This is a genomic window from Trinickia fusca (assembly GCF_003628145.1).
Lineage (GTDB): Bacteria > Pseudomonadota > Gammaproteobacteria > Burkholderiales > Burkholderiaceae > Trinickia > Trinickia fusca.
On the sequence record NZ_RBZV01000012.1, the window covers coordinates 1 to 23,203 of the forward strand.

General features: G+C 62.1%; 23 protein-coding genes. 5 read left to right on the top strand and 18 right to left on the bottom strand.

Going from position 1 to position 23,203, the window contains the following annotated elements:
• The first annotated feature begins 127 nt into the window (after positions 1 to 127).
• A complete protein-coding gene (locus D7S89_RS21710; RefSeq protein ID WP_121280938.1) occupies positions 128 to 604 on the top strand; it encodes a VOC family protein in 477 nt (158 codons plus the stop codon).
• Positions 605 to 944: 340 nt separating this feature from the next.
• Here the strand turns inward: D7S89_RS21710 and D7S89_RS21715 are convergent, their stop codons facing one another.
• On the bottom strand, positions 945 to 1,913 hold the full coding sequence (locus tag D7S89_RS21715; RefSeq protein WP_121280939.1) for an AraC family transcriptional regulator: 969 nt from the start codon (positions 1,911 to 1,913) through the stop codon (positions 945 to 947).
• A gap of 95 nt (positions 1,914 to 2,008) precedes the next feature.
• Here D7S89_RS21715 and D7S89_RS21720 point away from each other — a divergent pair, with 95 nt between their 5' ends.
• On the top strand, positions 2,009 to 2,842 hold the full coding sequence (locus D7S89_RS21720) for an oxidoreductase (RefSeq protein ID WP_121280940.1): 834 nt from the start codon (positions 2,009 to 2,011) through the stop codon (positions 2,840 to 2,842).
• 130 nt (positions 2,843 to 2,972) lie between these two features.
• Here the strand turns inward: D7S89_RS21720 and D7S89_RS21725 are convergent, their stop codons facing one another.
• The 3 genes from D7S89_RS21725 to D7S89_RS21735 all read right to left on the bottom strand — a co-directional run bounded on the left by D7S89_RS21725 (position 2,973) and on the right by D7S89_RS21735 (position 4,948).
• Positions 2,973 to 3,839 carry a M48 family metallopeptidase gene (locus D7S89_RS21725; protein WP_121280941.1) on the bottom strand — a complete coding sequence of 289 codons (867 nt, stop codon included), beginning with the start codon at positions 3,837 to 3,839 and terminating at the stop codon, positions 2,973 to 2,975.
• Between the two features lie 132 nt (positions 3,840 to 3,971).
• Complete coding sequence (map, locus tag D7S89_RS21730; RefSeq protein ID WP_121280942.1) at positions 3,972 to 4,739, bottom strand: type I methionyl aminopeptidase; 768 nt, start codon at positions 4,737 to 4,739, stop codon at positions 3,972 to 3,974.
• Positions 4,736 to 4,948: a ParD-like family protein gene (locus D7S89_RS21735; RefSeq protein ID WP_121281058.1), complete on the bottom strand. Its 213-nt coding sequence runs from the start codon at positions 4,946 to 4,948 to the stop codon at positions 4,736 to 4,738. The genes map and D7S89_RS21735 overlap by 4 nt, the downstream gene beginning before the upstream one ends.
• A gap of 502 nt (positions 4,949 to 5,450) precedes the next feature.
• Between D7S89_RS21735 and D7S89_RS21740 the strand changes: the two genes are divergently transcribed.
• Together D7S89_RS21740 and D7S89_RS21745 are read left to right on the top strand one after the other, a co-directional pair.
• On the top strand, positions 5,451 to 5,912 hold the full coding sequence (locus D7S89_RS21740; RefSeq protein ID WP_121281059.1) for a cache domain-containing protein: 462 nt from the start codon (positions 5,451 to 5,453) through the stop codon (positions 5,910 to 5,912).
• A 213-nt stretch (positions 5,913 to 6,125) separates the two neighbouring features.
• Complete coding sequence (locus D7S89_RS21745; protein WP_121280943.1) at positions 6,126 to 6,578, top strand: GNAT family N-acetyltransferase; 453 nt, start codon at positions 6,126 to 6,128, stop codon at positions 6,576 to 6,578.
• 164 nt (positions 6,579 to 6,742) lie between these two features.
• Here the strand turns inward: D7S89_RS21745 and D7S89_RS21750 are convergent, their stop codons facing one another.
• The gene (locus tag D7S89_RS21750; protein ID WP_121280944.1) at positions 6,743 to 7,609 is read right to left on the bottom strand and encodes a LysR family transcriptional regulator; all 867 of its coding nucleotides are present in this window, start codon (positions 7,607 to 7,609) and stop codon (positions 6,743 to 6,745) included.
• 118 nt (positions 7,610 to 7,727) lie between these two features.
• Between D7S89_RS21750 and D7S89_RS21755 the strand changes: the two genes are divergently transcribed.
• Entirely contained in the window at positions 7,728 to 8,057 is a 330-nt protein-coding gene (locus D7S89_RS21755) for an antibiotic biosynthesis monooxygenase family protein (RefSeq protein WP_121280945.1), read from the top strand.
• A gap of 132 nt (positions 8,058 to 8,189) precedes the next feature.
• Here D7S89_RS21755 and D7S89_RS21760 read toward each other — a convergent pair whose 3' ends face one another.
• From D7S89_RS21760 to tssB, 13 genes are all read right to left on the bottom strand, one after another.
• A complete protein-coding gene (locus D7S89_RS21760; RefSeq protein WP_121281060.1) occupies positions 8,190 to 8,855 on the bottom strand; it encodes a dienelactone hydrolase family protein in 666 nt (221 codons plus the stop codon).
• A gap of 265 nt (positions 8,856 to 9,120) precedes the next feature.
• A complete protein-coding gene (locus D7S89_RS21765; RefSeq protein ID WP_121280946.1) occupies positions 9,121 to 9,333 on the bottom strand; it encodes a DUF1059 domain-containing protein in 213 nt (70 codons plus the stop codon).
• A gap of 287 nt (positions 9,334 to 9,620) precedes the next feature.
• Positions 9,621 to 10,133: a hypothetical protein gene (locus D7S89_RS21770; protein ID WP_121280947.1), complete on the bottom strand. Its 513-nt coding sequence runs from the start codon at positions 10,131 to 10,133 to the stop codon at positions 9,621 to 9,623.
• Positions 10,130 to 11,368, bottom strand: a complete 1,239-nt coding sequence (locus D7S89_RS21775) for a tetratricopeptide repeat protein (protein ID WP_121280948.1) — start codon at positions 11,366 to 11,368, stop codon at positions 10,130 to 10,132. The genes D7S89_RS21770 and D7S89_RS21775 overlap by 4 nt, the downstream gene beginning before the upstream one ends.
• Before the next feature lie 20 nt (positions 11,369 to 11,388).
• Entirely contained in the window at positions 11,389 to 12,063 is a 675-nt protein-coding gene (locus D7S89_RS21780; RefSeq protein ID WP_121280949.1) for a hypothetical protein, read from the bottom strand.
• Between the two features lie 74 nt (positions 12,064 to 12,137).
• Complete coding sequence (locus D7S89_RS21785; protein ID WP_121280950.1) at positions 12,138 to 14,411, bottom strand: type VI secretion system Vgr family protein; 2,274 nt, start codon at positions 14,409 to 14,411, stop codon at positions 12,138 to 12,140.
• Positions 14,412 to 14,425: 14 nt separating this feature from the next.
• Entirely contained in the window at positions 14,426 to 17,050 is a 2,625-nt protein-coding gene (gene tssH / locus D7S89_RS21790) for a type VI secretion system ATPase TssH (protein ID WP_121280951.1), read from the bottom strand.
• A 6-nt stretch (positions 17,051 to 17,056) separates the two neighbouring features.
• Complete coding sequence (gene tssG, locus D7S89_RS21795; protein ID WP_121280952.1) at positions 17,057 to 18,121, bottom strand: type VI secretion system baseplate subunit TssG; 1,065 nt, start codon at positions 18,119 to 18,121, stop codon at positions 17,057 to 17,059.
• Positions 18,118 to 20,004, bottom strand: coding sequence for a type VI secretion system baseplate subunit TssF (gene tssF, locus D7S89_RS21800; RefSeq protein ID WP_121280953.1), 1,887 nt, complete (start codon positions 20,002 to 20,004; stop codon positions 18,118 to 18,120). Before tssF ends, tssG begins: the two co-directional genes overlap by 4 nt.
• A 3-nt stretch (positions 20,005 to 20,007) precedes the next feature.
• A complete protein-coding gene (tssE, locus tag D7S89_RS21805; protein ID WP_121281061.1) occupies positions 20,008 to 20,577 on the bottom strand; it encodes a type VI secretion system baseplate subunit TssE in 570 nt (189 codons plus the stop codon).
• Between the two features lie 12 nt (positions 20,578 to 20,589).
• Positions 20,590 to 21,081 carry an Hcp family type VI secretion system effector gene (locus D7S89_RS21810; RefSeq protein WP_121280954.1) on the bottom strand — a complete coding sequence of 164 codons (492 nt, stop codon included), beginning with the start codon at positions 21,079 to 21,081 and terminating at the stop codon, positions 20,590 to 20,592.
• A 31-nt stretch (positions 21,082 to 21,112) separates the two neighbouring features.
• A complete protein-coding gene (gene tssC / locus D7S89_RS21815; RefSeq protein ID WP_121281062.1) occupies positions 21,113 to 22,624 on the bottom strand; it encodes a type VI secretion system contractile sheath large subunit in 1,512 nt (503 codons plus the stop codon).
• On the bottom strand, positions 22,617 to 23,192 hold the full coding sequence (tssB, locus tag D7S89_RS21820) for a type VI secretion system contractile sheath small subunit (protein ID WP_121280955.1): 576 nt from the start codon (positions 23,190 to 23,192) through the stop codon (positions 22,617 to 22,619). The genes tssC and tssB overlap by 8 nt, the downstream gene beginning before the upstream one ends.
• Positions 23,193 to 23,203 lie beyond the last annotated feature (11 nt).

Sequence of the window (23,203 nt, forward strand, 5' to 3'; positions counted from 1 at the left end):
CGCGTTGAAATATCGTTCGCCACGAGCGTTCCGACGTGCGATGGATTCAGCAACCTTAGTGTGATGCTGTGTCCGGGATTACAGGGTCAACTCCACCATATAACCAAGTTAGACGCCAAGGAACATCATGACAGTTAGGCGCATGGACAACGTCGGCATCGTCGTGGAAGACATTGATGCCGCCATTGAGTTCTTCACCGAACTCGGTCTCGATCTCGAAGGGCGTGCCCCAGTTGAAGGAGCCTGGGCAGACGGCGTCACGGGATTGCGCGGCATGCGCGTCGAGATTGCCATGATGCGTACGCCGGACGGTCACAGCCGGCTCGAGTTGTCCCGCTTCCTCGCGCCGCCAGTGGTCGCCGATCACCGCATCGCCCCAGTGAACGCTCTCGGTTACCTACGCGTCATGTTCACCGTGGAGGACATCGACAATACGCTCGCCCGGCTCGGCAAATGCGGCGCGAAGCTCATCGGCGAAGTGGTCCAGTACGAAAACATGTATCGGCTCTGCTACATCCGGGGTCCCGAAGGAATTCTCATCGGGCTCGCCCAACAGCTCGGGCGGCATGTTTCCCGAGAGAACCCCATAGAAGATGGCGTCTAGTCCGGCAGTTGAGTGTCTGCTTACACGTAGCCCACCTTGGCGGGGGCAAATTCCGCTTTGGGTCGAGGCTGTGTGAAAACGCGAAACTACTCGGTTTTCAGATGTCGCTTTACCCTTCCCGGGCCGCTGCTAAGCCAATACACGGCGATCTGAACGGTTGAATTTTTCGACTCGAGCGTTCGGCGTGCGTTTTCACACGGCCTCGGTCGAGAGAGGCCAGTTGCGTGCGGCTACTCTCGGCCATAACAGACCTGCGTGATGATCCTGTGAGAGCCTGCTCCTAGATGTTCAACGAACGTTGGTTGTTCAAAACGCGTGCAACGGAAGAAGCGTGCGAGGCTCAATGCGACGAGACATACGTGGTATCGGCGAACGCCGGTACGGCGAAGTTTTCGCGCATGCGCTTAGTCTCTGCCGCTGGCGTCAAGCCGAAGAGGCGCTTGAACTCCCGGCTGAACTGAGAAGGACTCGTGTAGCCCACGGCGTGACTCGCGGCCTCCGCGGTCAGGTCCTGGCGCACCATCAACAGGCGAGCCTGATGTAGACGCGTCGACTTGACGTACTGCATGGGCGATACCTGCGTGATCGCCTTGAAGTGGCTGTGGAAGCTAGGGACGCTCATGCCCGCCTCCTGAGCAAGCTGCGTCACGTCGAGCGACTGCGCATAGCTGGCGTGGATGAGGCGCAGAGATTTGCCTATTCGGCCGAACTGTCCGCGCATCGCCAGGGCCTCTTTCATCGAGTGTCCCTGTGCGCCAGTGAGCACACGGAAGTACAGTTCGCGCAGCAGGCCTTGGCCCAATACGGCTGCTTCGAGTGGCCGGTGCATCGCCTCTAGAAAGCGCAAGACGGACGACTGCATTGCGTCGTCCATCGGCGTCGACATCATGCTCTGAGGCGCCTGCACGCTTTCCGTCACGCCTTCGCGATCAATCTGCGCCGCAAGTTCGGCGGCCATAGCGAAATCCAGATGTAGGTACAGCGCAAGCAGCGGGCGCTCCGGCGTTGCGTCAGTTTCCATCGTGAATGGGACGGGCACGGACACGGCGAGGTAGTGATGCTCATCGTAGAGATAGAGCTGGTCGCCGAAGTAACCTCGCTTGCGGCCCTGGCAAACGATCACAATGCCGGGATCGTATAGAACCGGCGTGCGCGACAGCGCCCGGTTCGAACGCAGGACGCGGACGCTCGGCAGCGCCGTCAGGTTGTAGCCTTCGTCGGGCGCCAACGCGCGCAGCAGGGTAACGATGTGGTTCTGCCTTCCACGGGAAAGTTCAGGCTGCTCAGTGGAGGCGGGTTTTGCTTTCATAGTTTTGTGCAAGAAAATTAGCGAAACCAGCCTATCTTGGCCTCGATCGCGAGATTAGCATGCACTTTTCATTCGACATTAGGAAGAGTGCTTCAATGGCATCCAGCAAAACTCTGCTCATCACTGGCGTCAGCAGCGGCTTTGGCCGTGCCCTTGCACAAGAGGCGCTCGCGGTGGGGCACAAGGTTGTCGGTACGGTGAGAAGTGCGCAGGCTAAGCGCGATTTCGAGTCGCTCTCCGCGAGCAGCGCGTTTGGATGGGTTCTTGACGTGACCGATTTCGGCGCCATCGATGGCGTCGTGTCGGAAATCGAGACGAGCGTGGGTCCCATCGATGTGTTGGTCAACAATGCCGGCTACGGTCACGAAGGCATCATCGAAGAATCGCCTCTGTCGGAGATGCGTCGCCAGTTCGATGTGAATGTCTTCGGCGCGGTCGCCATGATGAAAGCCGTCTTGCCCCGAATGCGTAAGCGTCGACGCGGCCACATTCTGAATATCACGTCGATGGGCGGTCACATCACCATGCCAGGAATCGCTTACTACTGCGGAAGCAAGTTCGCGCTTGAAGGCATCTCCGAAGCCCTTTCCAAAGAGGTCAAGCCTTTTGGTATCGCCGTGACAGCCGTGGCGCCCGGTTCCTTCCGCACTGATTGGGCGGGCCGCTCAATGACGCGGACGCCCCGGTCGATCCCGGATTACGACGAAATCTTTGACCCCGTCCGCAAAGCGCGCGAAGAAAAAAGCGGCAAGCAACTCGGAGATCCTAGGAAAGCAGCACGCGCGATGCTTGCGGCTATTGCTGCAGACAGCCCGCCCGTTCATCTTTTACTGGGCAGCGATGCACTTGGGCTGGTGCGAGGCAAGTTGTCGGCGCTCGAAGAAGAGATCCGGGCGTGGGAGACTGTCACGGTCTCGACGGATGGCTGAACGCGAGTCTTGACGGTCTGAGCACCATGAAGCGCGCCGGCGGTGTCGCCCTATGGCTTCGGAAGCGCTTCGAGCGCCTCCGTTGCCTGATCTCAATTACGCCACGTCCGTGGCCCGATGACGAGTTTCTTTATTCCGAGTCGAGCGTGTGACTGCCGACATTGAATTTCGGCTCCCGTGAGGTGTTTTCGAAGCCACCGTGTACATGGTTTGCCACGCTGTTATTGATTGCAGCGACCCGCCGCGTCAACCGCGGGTGGGTCCGGAAGATTTCAGTGAGGAAACCGAAGATGGGCGGCACCATCTTTTCTTGAGCCATAAACGCGTCGGAATCCATCGATGCATTCAGGCGTCGGCAGCCGCAACCCAGCATCTGCAACGCGCCGCGCGACGCGTGCGTGTCCTTTGATAGATAGGCGCCAATGCTGTCGCAGGTGTATTCCCGCGAACGCGAGTAAGCCTTGCCGAGAAATGGGACGACGTGCGCCGGGAGCTTGAGCCCGTTGAGCCACGGGTTCAAGTGTCCCGCTGCATGATGGCCCAGCTCGTGACCAATCACGAAACGCACTTGGGCATCGCTATTCGCTTCGACGAGTGCACTGGTCAGGAAGATATAGCGGCCGCCGAGCAGGCGCCGCGCAAAGGCGTTAAAAATGCCGTTTGAATTGTAGATGAAGGTTTTCGGCGGTTCGGACAGGCCGACCTCCCGCGACGCGTCGACGACCATCGCGTGGAGCTGCGGGAACTGTTCGTTGCTGAGCAGCACCATGTTACCGAATGCGGATGCGCGATAGGCGGCGGACGCCAGCCAGTAGAAGATCACGGCCGCGATACCATATCCCACGTAGAGCTGGATGAAGTGGCCCGCCTTGGGATCATTCCAATATTTGTAGATTGCCTGCGCAATGGCGAGCCACAGAAGGACGCCAATCACGATCATGATCCAGTGATAGCGCTTTTCCCGCTTGTTTCTAAGCAGGTCGAATATATTCGCCATTCTGATTTCCCCCGCCCCCAAGTTGCTAACTGGTTTTCTTTTAGAGCGGCGTATCGAGCCGCAGTACGTATATAACGTGTTTCGAGATTACGCGCAAGCAGTTGAAGGTCGAGCGTGAGGTGTGAGTGACCGTCAGTTCAGCATCCCTTCCTCGGGACGCAACGTCAAGACCCGTACGCCGTTTTGAGTCACGGCTACAGTGTGCTCGAATTGCGCGGACAGTTGGCCATCGCGTGTCACAACCGTCCAGCCATCCGCTTCAGTCCAGACGGCGGAGCGTCCCTGGTTGATCATCGGTTCGATTGTGAACACCATGCCCTCTCGCAACATCAAACCCGTTCGCGGCTTTCCCCAATGCAGCACTTGAGGGTCCTCATGCATCTCCCGCCCGATGCCATGTCCGCAATATTCCCTTACGACCGAATAGCCGTTTCTCCGGGCGTGCTGCTCGATAGCATGGCCCACATCGCCAAGCCTAGCGCCGGGACGAACGGCCCTGATTCCCTTCCACATTGCCTCGTAAGTCACCTGCACGAGCCGTTTCGCCTGCAGCGACACCTCACCGACGAGATATGTCTTGCTGGAATCGGCGATATAGCCATTCTTCTCCAACGTGATGTCGAAGTTGACGATGTCCCCGGCTAGCAGGATGCCCGTCGTGGAAGGGACGCCATGGCACACCACGTTGTTGCGCGAAGCGTTGAGCGCGTAGGCATACCCGTACTGCCCTTTGCTTGCCGGGCGTGCGTTGAACTCATTGACGATGAGATCATCGACCAAATCGTTGACCTGCATCGTCGACATACCGATCAGGCTCAATTGGTCCAGATGGGCAAACACATCCGCCAGCAATTTGCCTGACTCCGCCAGCAACGCGATTTCTTCTGGCCGCTTGGTCATGTCGAAGCTATCCCGACGGCTTGTGCTACCACGCCAGCGGCGCGCAGTTCCCGGGCAACGATCTCATTGAAACTCATCGTCGGATTCATTTCGCACAACATGCCGACCTTGATCCAGAAGGCCGCTTGCGCGTTGATTGACCGGCACGATACAGCGCTTGCCTTTCGGATCTGATCGTGCAAATCGTCGTCGATATTCACAATGCCCACGCGCCCCTCCATATATGAAACATATACGAATCGTATATCGACATCAGATGACCGTGCAAGCACTTTCTGTCATGAGAAATCACCGGCTTGCCGATATCGGCCACAAACGGTGGGTCGGCGCCTTCTGGTTGAGCGCTCACGAGTGGTTAGGGGCTTGCGTTGTTGAGTTGCAAGCAGACGCTCGCAACCATGCCGGATGACGCCCCCTTCGGGTCGAGAGAGGCCAGTTGCGTGCGACTACTCTCGGCCAGTTGTTGCCGTTCGCAAAAGATATGAAGCCGCCATTCCAACGGCCGATTCACCTCGATAGCGGTCCTTTCGATCAAGCCCAGGATCGACGCGATGGGCCAAATCCGGAAATGGCCACCCCACGCCTTTTTATCAACTCGTCGGCGGGCACGAGTGGACTGGTCAATTGGGGCAATGTTTGGATATGATGACTTGTTGCCTGCGCACGTTGCATGACAATTGCAAATTGCTCGACGAGCAGGGAGGAATGTCCATGTTTCGTAAACTCGTGATTGGCGCGCTAGGCGCCATGGCTGCCTTGTTCTCGGCCACGGCATTCGCGCAAGGTACTGCGGCGGACGCAAAGGCCATGCTTGAAAAAACGGTTGCGGCGATCAAAGCCGATAAGGCCAAGACGCTCGACCAGATCAACAAGGGCGAAAACGGCTTCCTTGCTGGCGACCTCTATCCGTTCTGCTTCAATCTCAGCGACGGACGCCTCGTCGCGATCGGCAATCCCAACGTTAAGGGGTTGCTCGGCAAGGATGCGAGGACATTTAAGGACCCTACGGGCGACGTGTATGGCCCAAGGCTCTATGACGCGGCAAAAGAGGGCCAAGTCAACGAGGTCAGCTACATGTCTCCCAAGGCCGGCGCTGACAAGACGTGGGTGCCGAAGGCGAGCTTCGTTACCGCGGTCGCCGGCCTGGGATGCGGCGTCGGTTACTACAAGTAGTCCGACCCAACCAACCGTCATATGGGCGCCGAACGGCCGAACTCCGACGCCCACACAATGCTATTTTCTCGCGTGACCGGTCAGTTCTGATGCCCTTCACTCCGCATGTGCGGTTTGCCATCGAGGCTGGTCAGTTTTGATATCCGCGGCCGTCATTGGTTGTTTTTTCGTAGTCCGGTACTTTAATTTCCCTTTCGCCCCGCTTCTTCAGCCATGACCATCGCTTTCGAATCCCCCGATCAACCAGACGTGATCGCCCTCGTCGCCGACCTGGACGCGTACCAAGACACCCTGTACCCGCCAGAGAGCAGGCATGCATTGGACCTCGCGTCGTTGAAGCAACCCGATGTCTTGTTTGCCGTTGCGCGGAACAGTGAGGGGCAGGCAATCGGCTGCGGGGCGATAGTCCTCCGTCCTGAATTCGGCGAGCTCAAACGCATGTATGTCAGTCCTCGCGGCCGAGGGCAAGGCGTCGCCAGGAAACTGATGGCTCTACTCGAGTCACGTGCAATAGCACTTGGCTGCAAGTTGCTCAAGCTCGAAACCGGACCGTACCAACATGAGGCGCTGGCTTTGTACGCCTCAGCCGGCTATGAGCGGCGCGGACCGTTTGGCGATTACACGAACGACCCGCTGAGCGTGTTCATGCAGAAACACATCGGGTGAGACGTAGCGTCTCCAGAGTGTCGTGTAAGGCAGATCATCGTCGGGCAGTGATCGGCCAGTTTCAGACTGGTCGGTGTCAGCGCTCGAATCGTCGACAATCGGTGTCGGAAACCCGTCATTGAGGATGGGGCAACTCCATCGAATTTCTTCTGCTCCGATGTTGATCATTTTCGCCGGACTTCCTGCAGCAAATTTGCCAAAGCGCTGACCTTTGGCTGCGGAGAATCTTTGCGCCAGATCAGAAGAGTCCGGACGCTGCGGTATTCGCCTTTCAGTTTGTGCACTGACAGCCTGGCCCGTTCGGTATAGGTATCAAGAACCGCAGCGGGAATCAGCGCAACGCCCATACCTGCAACGCAGCAGCCTAGAATTGCGTGATACGAGCCGACCTCGACAATCCGCTGAGGGACCACACTGTCACGCGCGCACCATGCCTCCAATCGCTGACGATGCGGGCAATCCGGCTCGAAGGCCAGTAGCGTACCCGTGCGCAAATCGCGAGCTGACCGGATGGGCCGATGATCCTGGGGGCCAATAATCACCAGGTCTTCGACATAGGCGAGCATGGTCTCCAGTCGCGTATCGGAAACCGGCTCGGCGACTAGCGCGGCGTCCAGTTCACCCGCGAGAACTCGCGCGGTCAAAGGCCGAGGCGCGCCCGTTCGCAGTTCCACCGACAGACCAGGATAGCGCTCATGCATCTGGCCAAGTACTGATGGAAGGCGAATGGCTGCAGTGCTTTCCATTGCCCCCAGGTTAAGTACGCCACGCGGGACTTCATCGTGCATCGCTCCACGCGCTTCTTCGGCCAGCGCCAGCAGGCGGGTCGCATAGTCGAGCAGAACCTTGCCTTGTGGCGATAGCTGAAAACGCTTGCCCTCACGTATGAAGAGCGTCGCTCCGAGATCGCTTTCCAGTTGCTGAATTCGAGTAGTGATATTCGACGGCACTCTGTGCAGCAATGCGGCAGCACGAGTGATGCCACCCGTATGAGCGACAGCTTGAAATACACGCAGATCGGTCAGGTCCATTTTCTTAAAATGAGAACAATATCTTCTTATATATTCATTTTACATGAAACATTGCTGAACTTAGACTCTGCCATGCCTGCTGCAATGTCGCACGCGTGGCTTTGTGAAGGAATTGAAAATGATCGTGACTGTCTTCAGGTCCAGGCTTAACGCTGACGCACAAGATGAATACAAACAGTGGGCGTCCCGGATGAGCACGCTGGCCGCCGATGTACCTGGCTATATCTCACACAAGGGCTTCGTTGCCGAGGATGGCGAACGCGTGACCATCGTGGAGTTCGAATCTGAGGAGGGAATGCGTGCCTGGGCAAGACACCCGGAGCACGTGGAAGCGAAGAAGAAGGGGCGCAGCGTCTTTTTTACAGAATTCAGAGTGCAGGTCTGCCACGTCGTACGCGATACAGCCGACCATGGGTCGCGCACCGCGGGCGTGCGGACGATACTATGATTTGACGCGGCATACCCCAGTGCGCTGAATGTCCGTTGCCGACAGAGGCGACGGGCCGTTGTGGGTCGATTAGAGCCAGCCAACCATCCATCCGCGCACTCACCGGATGAAGAGAAGTACCCCCCGCATACTTCACTCAAACGACCCACTATCCCCCGCCAGCCGCGCGACGAACCATTCGACCGCAAGCCGCGCGACTTGCTCGAGCGCGCCGGGCTCTTCGAACAAGTGCGTCGCGTCCGGCACGATCGCGATGCGATGTTCGCAACGCAACAGCCCCGCGGCCAGCCCATTGAGCCCAATCACTTCTTCGTCAAGCCCACCGACGATCAGCAGCGTAGGTGCTTCCACGCGAGGCAGCGCATCGTGCGCCAAGTCGGGCCGCCCACCTCGCGAGACGACGGCGCACACGTCGTCGGGATAGTCAGCCGCCACGACAAGCGCCGCGGCCGCTCCGGTACTCGCACCAAACAACCCAACAGGCAATGACGCAGTCGCCTTCTGCGTGCGCAACCATTCGAGCGCCAGCGCGAGCCGGCGCGCGAGCAGCGCAATGTCGAAACGGTATTCAGCCGACAATAGATCGCGCTGGTGCTCCTCGTCGGTCAGCAGATCGAATAGTAGTGTCGCGAGTCCGCTACGTTCGAACCTACGCGCAACCTCCTGATTACGAGGACTCAAGCGCCCACTGCCGCTACCGTGAGCAAACGCGACGATGCCCAGTGGAGACTTGGGGATCGCCAAGATCCCTTTGAGCACGACGTTGTCGCCCGAAATCTCGACTTCGCTCATTTGCATGATCAGACGTCGGGGCGCAACAACCGTGTAACGCGCATCAAGCGCGACCGGCACGCGGCGAGCACGATCGCGGGCGAATGGGCAAAAGGTCCGCTCAGCACCGCGACGTGGGCGCCGCGATCGAACGGCTGTCGGCGTACGACAGGCAGCCGCACGGCACGAGCCCGAGTGTGCTGCAACGGCCGGCATGCGAGACGACAGGCCGGCCGCGCCGAACATGCCGCATCGGGCGCCGTGTGCGCGCGCGGCGGAGGTGAGCGGCGCATCAGGCGGCTCGCGGCGAGTCGACAGGCGGTGTGCCTTCCTTGAATAGCGCCGTCAACTGCGAACGCAGCTCGGGCGAATCGACGTGATGATGAACGGTGACTGCATGCTGCACAGCTGCTTCGAGCAATTCTTTGTCGGTATCGGCCGATAACGCGACCGAGCAATTCATTTCGCTCGGATATTCCCTGCAATCGATGTACTTGCGCGACATGGCATCCCTCCTTTCAAGCGGTAGACGCTGCCGAGCGCGAACTCTCGACCGCCCAAGCCATTGGTAAGAAAAAAGAAACACGCACGAAAGCTCGCGCTCCACCAAGTAAAGCACTTATCGATTGCCCACCAATGGACGTAAACCCTCCCTGCTTGCTACGTGCGACAACGCACGCGATCGGCGTCGCTCAAGCCTCGCTCGACATTGAAACGGATAAAGAGAACCGCACGACACCGACGACGCAGGATACCCATACGTCATACGTTAAAACGGTCTCGCGCACAGACTCAAGGCACAAGGTCACGCTGCTGCGGATCGAACATGATCACGCCAGGAATGCTGCGCAGGAAGTCCATCGCGAACAAGACGTGATTCGTATGCTCTCGCGTGTCGTCGTCAGGGAACACGACGCGAATGCGCCTGTCGATGCTCGACAGATCGTAGGGCGCAATGGCCCCGAGGATCCTGGCGATCACCGTCGAGTCTTGTTCGACCTCGGGACCGTGCTCGTAGAAAAAGCGCACACGCCAGTCGCCCCAGCAGAGCATGATCGCCTCCTCGAACTCGAGCGCGAAATCATCTTTCTTACGAAAGTACTCTTTCAGTTCAGTGACCAACACCTCGTCCGAGATGGTTGGTGCCCTGTCTCCAAGCAATGCATAGATAGAAAAGGTCATGAACGGGTCACTCCATTTCCAGCGACTGTCGCGCCGATAGCGTTCTTGTTCGAAGATACGAAGCGTTGCGTCTAAATGCAAGTCGCCGCGCAGCTCGACGAGCCAACCGAGGCCATGCGTCACGCGTGTTCGCCTGCGCGTGCCAGCTTCTCGCGCTCATAAGCCTTCGCTTCGGCCTTGAGCCCGGCTTTCGCGTAGAGATTGGCAAGCCGGTCGAGCATCGTCATACGCAGTCTGTCGCAGCCGAATTGCTCGGCCAAGCCCTTCGCGTCGATCCAGCTCCTTGCCGCACCCGCCACGTCGTTGCTCGCCAGTAACGCGTCGCCAAGCCTTTGCATCGCCTCGATCTTCGCGTGCGGAAACATGATCCGCCCCGCGCTCCGACTCGCCAGCTCGAAGTAGATCGCCGCACGCGCATGCTCCCCGAGACGGCTGCAACAATCGCCCGAGGCCATCAACGCATTGAGCACCATCGTCAGATTCTTCGCCTCGAGCGCAACCGGAATCGCGCGCAGATACCAGCGCTTGGCCTCAGCCACTGCGCCCTCGTGCAGCGCGCAATCGCCGATACCATGCAGCGCCTGCGCTTTGCCTACCGGCTGCCCCTGCTTGCTGTGATACGCGTACAGCGCACGATACTTGAGCCGCGCGTCGTCAAAGCGCTTGTGTGCCAGGTCGAACGCAGCCAATTGCATCAGCGCATCCATGCGCTCGCGCATCGGGCACGCTTCGTCGCCGGCTGTCGAAAGCAAATGCTCGAACACGCGCCCGCCCGAAAAGTCGACCGGCAACAACAGCACGTGCGCCGCCCGGCGAGCCTGCGCGAGCGCGCCCAGCGAATCGGCACCGGCATCGTCGCGAATGCAGAAGCGATGCCCTTCCATCCATGGCTCGAAGCCATCGATCGCCAGCAACGGCAGCACCATCTGACGAAAGCCCTCCGCGTCCGCGAGCGTGGCCGGCAGCCATGCCCAGACGATCGGCGCGCCCGCCGGCACGAGCGTACGCACGTGCTCGACAGTCGCACGCAAGCGGACGGCTGGCGGCTGCCCCGCGTCCATGCACACGAGCGGCAGCGGTGCCCATGGCGGCGCGCCGGTGTTCGTGCGCGCAGCGTTCTCAGCCGCGATCTGCACGGCCAGCGCGTCGAGGCACTGACGCAGATAGGCCTGCACCGAGTCGCACGCGAACGGAAACACGAGAAAAATGGCCTGCTGCATCCTGCGATCGAGCGATTGCATCATCTTCAGCAGCACGACCACATCGTGATCGGCCGCCTGCACGAGCAGCGTCGGGTCGTCGGGCTGGGTCACGAACTCGCCCAGCGCACCCTCGATGGCAGCGAACTCGCGATGCATGGCCAGACGCTTCCTTCCGCTCAGTTCAATCGGATATAGCGCGCGCGCACGACGGCATCAGCCTCGGTACGCATGTCGATGCCACCGCGCCCGCCTTCGAGCTCGAGCATCTGCGCAGCAAGACGTAGCTTGCCGGCCGCTTCGACCGCGACGTTGGGTTCGAGAAAGCGCACGACCGGCCCCTCCGGCGAGGCCTGCACTTGCATCAATACCTTGCCTTGCGCGTCGGCGATCGACACGCACTGCCCCGGCTCGAGCTTCAACGACGCCGCACGTTCGGTATCCTGCGTGCTTGCCGTATCGGCGCTGCCCGCATCCAACGCATTGAACGCATCGAGCGTGCCGACGATAAGCGGCTCGGGCCAGTTGCCTGGCTGCTCGAGCAGCACGCGCTCGCCGCGCCGCGGCTTGACGTTGCGCAAGCAGGTCAGCCAGCGTTCGAGTGGCGCACCGCTCGAGTCGGCCCAGCGCACTTTGATGCATCCCATCGCCTCTGGGTGATGCGTGTCGATGACCTCACCGACCCACGTCATCGGCATCGTCATCGACGACGGTTGTGTCGGGACGCCGTATGCGGTGCGCGGTTCGGTATCGTCCGCACTGCCGGCCCCTGTATCGAACAACCGCCGCAACGCGGCGATCGCCTCCTCCTCGAATACCGCCTCGAGCGTCGCGCTATCGGTTTCGTCCGTCATCGTGAACCCTCGTGTCAAATGATCCCGCCTGATACGTCACAGGCATCCATGGCAAGCGCACCAGGCGGTGCCGATCAATTCACGTAAGCGATCACCCCCGTGATCGTGACGCCCGACGAGTCGAGCGTAATCGAGCCGCCTTTGACCGACAGCACGATCTTGTCCGCAGTGATCGACACCTCGCACGGCCCGCCGTTACCGCCGATGTTGACCTTCGGCGCCCCGAGATTCGCTTCCGACTTGCCGCCGAGGTTCAGCTTGGGATCGCCGAACGCGGTGATGCCAGGGTCACCTTTGCCGCTAATCTGCACGCCCTGTCCGGTTCCCTCGATGCCCACCCCCGTCGTGTTGCCGACGATACCGACCCCCTTCGTATCGCCTTGGATGAATACGCCTTGCTTTTGGCTGTAGACCTGCACGGCGCCACCCATGCTGACGAGACCGAGGTCCTGGCCGGTGGCCTGCACCAGGACCGACTTCGCCGCATTGAGTGCGTAATCGCCGCTCGCGACGTTGATTTTGTGCGAGCCGGCCTCGACGAGGTGCGTGCTGTCGCCTTTGACGACGAACTCCTGCGTGCCGGCAGCGACCACAACGCGGTGATTGCCAGCCGTCACGGTATGCGTGCTGTCGCCCTTCACGGTCACGCTATGGTTGCCGCCGATACTGGTCGTATCATTGGCACCCACCTGCGCCGTGCGATGCTGGGTAACGTTGACGGTCTCGTTGTTGCCGATGCTCTTTTGCCGATCGTTGCCGACTTGCATGGTCTCGTTACGTCCGACCGAATGCGAGCGGTCGCGACCCACCGAGATCGAATGATCGACCTCGGCTTCCATGTCGAGGTTGCGCTCGGCATGCATCCACAGCTGTTCGAGGCCCTTCGCATCTTCGAAACGCATCGCGTTCGCATGCGAAGCCGCGCCGCCCGGCGACGACCGCGACAACAAACCGCTTTGCGTCGCGCTCGCGGGCAGATCCCACGGCGGCATGCTTTCGCCGTTATAGACGCGGCCCGTCACGATCGGGTAATCGGGGTCGCCATTCATGAAGTCGACGATGACCTCGTCGCCGACGCGTGGAATCTGCACGCCACCGAAGCCGCCACCGGCCCACGGGCTCGAGACGCGCACCCAGCATGATGAGTTCTGGTCCCGCTGCCCGTAGCGATCCCACAGGAATTGCAGCTTGATGCGTCCATAGCGATCGGTCCAGATCTCCTCGCCGGGCGGCCCGACGACGAGCGCGCTCTGCGGGCCATGCGTCCGCGGACGCGGTGTCACGCGCGGCGGGCGGAACGGCAACGTCGTCGGCTGGACCAGCACGTTCGTCTCGTGCAGCACACCCTCGCCTTCGTGTTCGCTCGCATAGACATTTTCCTGAAAGCGGTACTGGCTGCGCACGATCAGATACTGACGGTTCTGATCCGCACGCGGACAACGTTCGAGCGTGAACAGATAGCCGGTCGCCATGCCCCGGACATCGGTATGCGCCTCTGCACGCTCATGCTCCGCTTGCAGCTCCTCGAGCCGTACGCGGGTGTAATGCTCGCCCAGCCCATCGTCGCGATAGCCGCCCGGCCATTCGAACGTCGCGTAGCCGTCGTGATCGTGCCCGCGCGGGTCGACGCGCTGAGCCGACAGATCGGCGCGCGGTTTGATGTAGTCGTAATCGCTGGCTTGATGCGTGCCGACACTGACTTCCTGCGCGGGCAGCCAGCTGTCGATGTGCTCCTCATCGGCAATCGCAGTGCGATCCTGTCCGAAGTACGGAATCGTCTCGTAGCCGGGCAGCACGACGTGTGAGGCCATGCCGTCACACAGCACGAGCGTATGCGACTCGGCCGCGTGCTTGAAGTAGTAGTAGATGCCTTCGAACTCCATGAGCCGCGCGACAAAAGTCGCGTCGCTCTCGTTGTACTGCACGCAGTACTCGCGTGGCGCATAGGTCTCGCTCAAGCGGTTTTCAATCGGAAAGCCATAACGTGCCAGCACCTCCTGCACGATGTCCGGCACCGTCTTGTTCTGAAAGATGCGGCAATCGGCGCGCCGCGTAGCCAGCCACAGCCACGGCCGCACGACGAGTTCGTAACCGTAGTGCCGCTCGGCGCGCCGGCCGTTCAGCGAGGCCCGCGCGACGATCCCGTTCAGGTAGCGCGTGCCGCCATCCTGCATTTGCACGGTCACGGTCACGGGTTTGCCCAGCAGTTCGCGCAGCGACAAACTGTGGCTCGACGCCAGTGCGTCGATGCGGTATTCGAACGGCGCGCCAAGCGCCTCCCAACCGCTCAGGCGATGGAACTTGAGCTCGTCGCCGAGCGGGGATTCGAGCGTAAAGATGCGTGCCACGCGATCGTTCCTCGTCAGTTGTCGAAATCGAAGACGAAGTCGCCGTCGCGAGCGCCCACGCGAATCGCCGAGATGCGCCGAGCGCCTTGCGCTGCGCCGAGCAATTCGCGGCTGATACGCGGCAACACGGTATTGGTCAGGATGGCATCGATGACGCGCGCTCCCGATTCGGTTGCGTTCGCGCGTTCGAGAATCAGCCGCACGGCATCGTCGTCGTACGACAGCGCTGCGCCGTGATGCGCGTCGACGCGTGCACGAATACGCTCGAATTGCAGCTCGACGATACGCGCGAGCATCGCGTCCGACAGCGGGTAATACGGCACGATCGTCAGTCGCCCGATCAGCGCGGCCGGAAACACGCGCAACAGCGCGGCGTGCAACATCTCGACGAGCTCAATCGGCTCGGGCAGTTCAGTCGCATCGCGGCAGGCACGCGCGATCAGTTCCGAGCCCACGTTCGAGGTCAGGATGATGACGGTGTTGCGGAAGTTGATGTAGCGCCCCTCGCCGTCTTCCATCCAGCCTTTGTCGAACACCTGGAAGAACATCTCGTGCACATCGGCGTGCGCCTTTTCGATTTCGTCGAGCAGCACGACGCTATAGGGCCGGCGGCGCACCGCCTCCGTCAGCACGCCGCCCTCGCCGTAGCCCACATAGCCGGGCGGCGCGCCCTTCAGCGACGATACCGTATGCGCTTCCTGGAATTCGCTCATGTTGATCGAGATCAGGTTGCGCTCGCCGCCATAGAGGGTTTCGGCAAGCGTCAGCGCCGTTTCGGTCTTGCCGACGCCCGATGGCCCACATAGCAGGAACACGCCGACCGGCTTGCCCGGATCGACGAGACGGGCGCGCGCGGTCTGGATGCGGTTGGCGATCGTCTCGAGTGCGAACGGCTGGCCCAGCACGCGTGTCGCCAGCGTGCCGGTGAGATTGAGCACAGCCTCGGCTTCGTCCTTCAACATCCTGCCGACGGGAATGCCGGTCCAATCGGCGACGACCGAGGCCACGGCCTGCGCGTCGACGGCATGCAGCACCAGTGGCTTCTCTCCTTGCAACGCGCTCAGCGATTCGAGCAGACCATCGAGCTCCGCGAGCTGTACCTCGTCGGGTCGATCCGAGGCCCGTTCAACCAACTGCTTGCGCAAGGCGCCGATGCGTTCGATGAGCTCGCGTTCGGCTCGCCAGCGCGCTTCGAGCGATTCGAGTTCGGCGCGCTGTGTTGCCATCGCTTCGTCGATCACGTCGAGCTGCGCGCGCTCGGCGCCGCCGAGCATGCATTCGCGCTCGGTCAGCGCACGTTCGGTATCGAGTGCCTCGATGCGGTGGCGGGCATCGTCGATGGCGGCCGGCACGCCGTGCTGACTGACCGCCACCCGCGCACACGCCGTATCGAGCAGGCCCACCGCCTTATCGGGCAACTGCCGCGCAGGGATGAAGCGATGCGAAAGCGTGACCGCCGCCGTGAGCGCTTCGTCGAGCACGAGCACGCCATGATGCTGCTCGAGCTTGCCCGCGAGACCGCGCAGCATGCCGAGTGCACGCGCTTCGTCAGGCTCGTGCACCTGCACGACTTCGAACCGCCGCGACAATGCCGGGTCCTTTTCGATGTACTTCTTGTACTCGGTCCACGTGGTCGCGCCAATCGTACGGAGCAGCCCGCGTGCCAGCGCGGGTTTGAGCAGATTCGCCGCGTCGCCCGTCCCCGCGCTGCCGCCCGCGCCGACCAGCACATGCACCTCGTCGATGAACAGCACGATCGGCTGTGCGCTCGACGTGACTTCGTCGATGACCTGACGCAAGCGCGCCTCGAACTCGCCGCGCACGCTGGCCCCGGCCTGCAACAAGCCGATGTCGAGCAGCACGAGACGGATATCGGCCAGGGCGGGCGGTACGTCGCCGTTCGCCACGCGCAGTGCGAAACCTTCGACGACGGCCGTCTTGCCGACGCCGGCCTCGCCCGTCAGCAGCGGATTGTTCTGCCTGCGCCGCAGCAGGATGTCGATGAGCTGACGAATCTCGTCGTCGCGGCCCGTGACCGGATCGATTTCGCCCGCACGTGCGCGCGCGGTCAGGTCGACACCATAACGGGCCAGCGCGGAATCGCCGGATACGGCCGCATCGCTCGCCGTCACCGCAGACGTTTCATGCAGCGTCTGCGCGTCCTCGGGGGAACCCGCCACGATGCGTTCGAGCTCGTCGGCGAGCGTATCGGGCATGATTCGTTGAAACTCGCGCGAAATGCCGTGCAGCACGTTCCGCAGCGTCGGTGTCTTGACGATGCCGAGCAGGAGCGCCGCGCCGCGAATACGCGCCGCCCCATACTTGAGCGTCGCGTAGAGCCAGGCGCGCTCGACTGCTTCGTCGATATGCGCCGAAAAGTCCGTCACGGACCCTGCGCCGCGCGGCAGCGCATCGAGTGCCGCCAGAATGTCGCGTGTCAACCGATCGGGCGCGATGTCGAAATGCTCGACGATGCGCCGCAAATCGTTGTCGGGCTGCTCGAAGAGCCGATTCAACCAATGCGCGAGCTCGACATAGGGGTTGCCTCGCAGTTTGCAAAAGCCCGTGGCCTGTTCGAGCGCTTCGTAAAGCTGCGCATCGAGCTTGCCGAACAAGGTGGCGCGACTGATATCGGACATGGTCGTCTACCGTGCAAAGCGCGCGCGTTCGCCGCGCGCGACGAGATCGAGGCGCAGGTCGCGCGCCGGTTCGCGGCTCATCCGCTTTCCGAGCCACATCGATTGCCCGAGGCGCTCAGTGCCGCCGAGTGCATGACGAGGCACTTCGTCGGCGGCCAGCTCGAGCTGGACTTCCCATGCGAATTCGGCACCGACGTATTCGCGCGCCCACTGCGCGAGACGTCGTGCATGCTTGCCGCCGGGCAAGAATGAGCAATAGCGTGCATGCGACATCGGCCCGAGCACGATGCGAAAGCGCGATTGCGCGTCACGCACGGCACGCCCGAGCATCGCCCCCGCACCGAGACGCGCATGCGGCCCACAAGCGTTAAGCGTCGTACGCGCTCGCTCGTCGACGCGCATCCAGTGCACGATGTGCTCCTCGATGCGTGCCGGCACACCGAAATCGGCACTCAGCATGTGTGCGAGCCCGGAAGGATTGCGCGTTTGCCTGACCCAGTGGCCCGCATGGAAGTACAGCGTGTGGCGCGTCAGTCGCCCCTCGCCTTCGCTGCCGACCGCTGTCTTGCCGATGAGATTCGCGATGTAAGCATCGATGCGCGCCGGGCCTGGCCGATCGTGATCGACGACGACCTGCGCATCGGCCCACGCGCGATAGAACAGCGCGATCAAGCGATGATGAAAAATGTCGGCGAACGCCGTGAGCGTGGCATCGCCGAACGTCTTTGCGCGCTCGCGCGCGTGTTCGGTCAAATGATGCGGCAGCGGTCCGTTCGGGCCGAACAAGCCGAGGCCATGGATCGTCACGCGTGCAGGCACCCCCGGCCTCGTCTGCGCCGCAGCGGTCGCGACCAGCGACGGTGCGAAACACAGCGACGGCTCCTGCCCGAGCCGCACCGGCTCCTCACGCGGATGCGACGCCCGGCCGATCAGCGCGTTTGCACCGCTCAACGCATCGAGCCAGCGCAGCACATGAAACAGGTCGTGTTGCGACGTGGCTTCGCTCAGGCGCGTCCAGTACGCGTCGTATCGCGAGGCCGGCGCTGAAGGAACCGGGTCGCGCGTGTTCATAGAGCAGGCCTGCGCCCGATGCGTGCGGGCCATACGGCGATCTCGCCACGCTGCGGCGAACACAGCGCGAACTTCGTGAACGCATTGATCGATGCATGGCGCGCGAAGAACTGTTCGAGCACGGCGCCGAGCAGATAAGGACTGTCGCCCGCGAACGCCTGTTCGTCGACGGTCATCGATACACGCACGCCACGTCCAAATACGATTGGCCCCGGCTGTGGCACGCGTTCGAAGATCGGCGCACAGGCAAGCCGTCTGATCGCGCGAATCTGAGCGAGCGTCGCGGCATCGGCCGAGTCGGCATAAATGCCCAGCACCTCGCGCAACGCATGGGCGGCCGCTTCGTCGTCGATGCCGTCCAACGCCTGATAGTTGAGGCCGAGATGGCCGATCAACTGCCAGGTCGCCTGATCGTGCGCGAGCGGCGGACGCGGGCGCGTCGGCCCTCGCACGATCTTGACGCGCTCGATCGGTGCCGACAGCTTCGCGGTCAGATCGCTAGCGCCGCTCAGCGGCATCGTCAGCGGCAAGTCGCGATTCGTGCATAGCGTATCGGCCGATAGCAACTCGATGCTTTCGTCGAACGGTGCGTGTCGACGATCGACGAGCGAGACGTACACATCCGTACCCGCATAGCTCGATCGTGTGTTTTGACGCGCGCCATGGGACGCCCCATGCACCGGCACGAGGCGCGGTTCGCGCCGCAGCGAATAGTAAGCGCCGAAGTCGGCCTCGTCGTCTGCCATCGAGGCGTAGAACGGCCGAAACACACAATCGCCGCCGGCGCCGACGCGATGGCCGATCACGCGCTTGACCGCATACACCTCGTAATCGAGCGCACGCGTGCGATCGACGACGAGCCGGTAATCGGCACTACCAGGCGTCACGGCGATGCGGTCGGTCCGCTTGTCGAACAGATTGACGACAGGCGTGCAATGGAGCGCCAACGAATTCGCGTCGACGTTACGCTCGAGCACCGCATCGTGCGTATCGAACGGCAGCACCAGTTCGACTTCACTGCCGCGCACGGCGCCGATCGCCTTGCGCAGCCCCGCGATGCTGAAGAACAAATAGCGCGCCGGAAACGCGAAGTACTCGTGCAGAATCCGATAGCCGTCGAAGATACGCGCATCAAACGGTAACATCGCCTGATCGGCGCCGAATCCTTCATGAGCGATCGCGCCTGCATCGGCATCGACCCATGAGAGCCAGCGGCCGTCTGCCGGATCGCGGCAGGCCACGCCCGCGCAATGTGCCGTCACGAGTTCGAGCAGCCGTGTCGCATGCGGCTCCGATGCCGTCACATGAAAGACCAGACGCTCGAGTGGCAACTGCGCCAACGGTATGCCACCCTGCGCGCCCAGCCGTATGCGCAGCACGCCGCGCGCACGCGCCGCTCGTCCCGCATGCGGCGGCGGCCAGTCGGGCGGTGTCGCCGTCATGCGCGCATCGAGCAATGCAAGCGGCCACAGCGTGACCTCATGGGCGGTACGAAACTCGCAAGGTGTCGGAGAATTGCCGCGCGCCTCGCCGCGCAGGTTCGTTCCGGCCGGCACGACAAAACCCTGGGCCAACGTACCCGCACGCATGTCGACATGAAACTGCACGACGCCCATCGACGGCATCGGCGCCAGATGATTCGGATAGACGATCTCGAGCAGACGTTGCGAAAAGCGCGGAAACTCGGCATCCATCTTCAGCTGCACGCGTGCCGTCAGAAAGCAGAACCCTTCGAGCAGACGCTCGACGTAAGGGTCCGCGACGTCGATGCCATGCATGCCCAACCGCCCCGCCACCTTCGGAAACTCGCGCGCGAACTCGGTGCCAAGCTCGCGCATGTAAGCCAGCTCGCGGTTGTAGTAGTCGAGAAAGCGCGTCTCCATCGCTTAGCGCTCCCCAAGCGGGCGTAGCGATGCGACACCCGATTCGAGGTCGAGATCCGTCCGCACGAGAATCGGCAGCGGATACGGCGCGCACCACAGCGTGCCCGCGATTTCGAACGTCAGCACGTTGTAGCGCCCGCCTTGTGCCGCTTCGTCCACGTAGCGCACATCGACGCTCGCAGGCAGCAACCGCGGCTCGAAACGCACGATCGCCTGCTTGAGCGTCTCTTCGAGCTGCACCGGGTCGATCTCCGACATGCACGAACCGGCCAGCGGCGCGATGCCGTAGTTGACGACCGAGCGCGCGGCCTCGGGATAGTGGGCCTCGTTCGAGGTGTCGAGCGCACACGTGGTGTTGAGCAGCCAGGCCAGATCGCGCAACACGGCTTCGCGCAACCGCGCCGCGTCGATCCACTGCGACGAGTCCAGCTCGCTGCGCGACTGCGGCGCGGCATCGGTCAAGCGATCGAGCAATGCAGGCTGCAGCCGTTCGCGCACGCGACGCGCCTCGCCGCGCGCGCTGCCGGTGCTGGTGCCGTTGCCTTTACCTGTGCCGTAGGTTGCCGTGGACATGAGCGCCATCCGCTACATCTCGGTGTTCTTCTTGATGTCCCAGCCCATCTGGACCTCGGCGCCCTTGCCGCCGCTCTCGGTCTGCTCCCAGTACTGTTTCTTCACGCGTGCGGCCTGAAAGCCGTACTGCATGACAAGGCGATCGGTCGCATCGCCCCCGTCGGAACCGGCGATCTGCGCAAGCGTCACGATGACTTCCTCGAGCGTCACACGCGAGAACTCGATCTGCTTGCCCCCCGTCTTGCATGACGATATCTCGACCTTCGACAAGTGCTTGCCGCTTGCGCAATGCTTCATGATGGCTGGCGTCGCCTTGTCCATGTATGCCGTCACGACCAGATCGCTGAAATTGGCCTTGCCGGCATTGCCGCCGCCACCGCTTGCCATCGCGGCCGGCTGCGCCGCGCCCCACGAGAACGACTGGATGTCGGTCCAGCCCGTATGCTGCGAGTCGGCCGACTCGCCCGTCGTGCCATCCACCTTCATGAACATCGCCACGCCCATAGCGCCCTCCGTTTCAGATAGAAACCACGGTTCACCTGTCCTCGGCCTTCAGCGAAGGCAGCCTCGAGACGAGCCGCAGCGACACCGTCAGCCCTTCGAGCTGGTAGTGAGGCCGCAGGAAGAATTTCGCCGCGTAATAGCCGGGGTTGTCCTCGATTTCATCGACGACGACCTGCGCCGCCGCAAGCGGCTTGCGCGCTTTCGTCTCCTGCGACGAGTTGGCCGGGTCGCCATCGACGTAGTTCATGATCCAGTCGTTGAGCCAGCGCTCCATGTCGCTGCGCTCCTCGAACGCCCCGATCTTGTCGCGCACGATGCACTTGAGGTAATGCGCGAAGCGGCTGCACGCGAACAGATACGGCAGGCGGGCCGACAGCCTGGCATTGGCCGTCGCGTCCGGGTCGTCGTATTCGCCGGCCTGGAACAGAGACTGTGCGCCGATGAACGCGGCCACGTCGGAATTCTTGCGATGAATCAACGGGATCAGGCCGTTCTTCGCGAGCTCCGCCTCGCGCCTGTCGCTGATCGCGATCTCGGTCGGGCATTTGAGGTCGACGCCGCCGTCGTCGGTCGGAAACGTGTGACACGGCAGATTCTCGACCGCCCCACCCGACTCCACGCCGCGAATCGCCGAGCACCAGCCGTACAGCTTGAACGAGCGGTTGACGTTGGCCGCCATCGCGTAGGCCGCGTTCGACCACGTGTAACGGTCGTGACGCTCGCCGTCGGTTTGCTCCTCGAAGTCGAACTCGTCGACGGGATCGGTACGCGCGCCATAGGGCAACCGTGCCAGAAAGCGCGGCATCGCGAGGCCCACGTAGCGCGAATCCTCGGCTTCGCGCACGCTGCGCCATGCCGCGTATTCGGTGTTCTGAAAGATCTTCGTCAGATCGCGCGGATTGCCCAGCTCCTGCCACGAGTCCATCTGCATCAGCGCCGACGACACCCCGCCGATGAACGGCGCATGCGCGGCCGACGCGATCTTCGAGAGCTCGCGCAACATCTCGACGTCGGGCGGGCTATGGTCGAAGTAGTAATCGCCAACGAGACAACCGAACGGTTCGCCACCGAGCTGCCCGTACTCCTCCTCGTAGACCTTCTTGAACAGCGGACTCTGATCCCACGCGACGCCTTTGTGACGCTTGAGCATGCGCGCCACTTCCTTCTTGCTCGCGGGCATCACACGGATTTTCAGCATCTCGTCGGTCTCCGTGTTGTTGACCAGATACTGCAGCCCGCGCCATGAGCCTTCGAGACGCTGGAACTCGTCGTGATGGAGGATCTCGTTGATCTGCCCGCTGAGCTTGCGGTCGATTTCGGCGATCAGCTGACGCACGGTGTCATAAGCGTCGCTCGACACCGTCACCGCATGTTCGAGCGCCTGGTGCGCGAGCGTCTGCACGGCGTGCTGCACCGCCTCGCGCGCCTGCTCCGTCTTCGGTTTGATCTCTTTGTTCAGCAGCGCCGTGAATTCGTCGCTCGCCAGCACGTTCACGGGGAGCGGCGCATCGCCTTTGACGTCTTGCCCTTCGAGCCTATTCATCTGCACCTCCGTGCGTTGCGCCGCCGTTGCCGTTGCCATCGCCGTCGCGCGATGCGCCCGTTTCGGCCATCACGCCTCGCGAAAGCGCCGCCAGCAGAGCCGGATCGGCGAGCGCTTTGGCCAGCAGCGCTTCGGCGCCGCGCTTGCCGTCGATGTACGACAGCAGATTGGCAAGCTCCGTGCGCGCCTGGAGCAGCCGCCGCAGCGGCTCGATGTTGCGCGCGATGGCCGTAGGCGAAAAGTCGTCCATGCTGCGCAGCGACATCTCCACCTGCAGCTTGCCGTCGCCGCTCAACGTATTCGGCACCTCCAGCGATAGCGTGGGGTTGATCGACTTCATGCGGTCGTCGAAGTTGTCGACGTCGATTTCCATGAACTTGCGCTCGCTCAAGTCGGGCAACGCATCAGCCCGGTTGCCGGCCAGGTCGGCGAGCACGCCCATGACGAACGGCAACTGCACCTTGCGCTCCGATCCATACAGCTCGACGTCGTATTCGATCTGCACGCGCGGCGCCCGGTTGCGTGCAATGAACTTCTGGCCGCTCGTCGATGACTTGTAACTTGGCATGTCGATTCGCT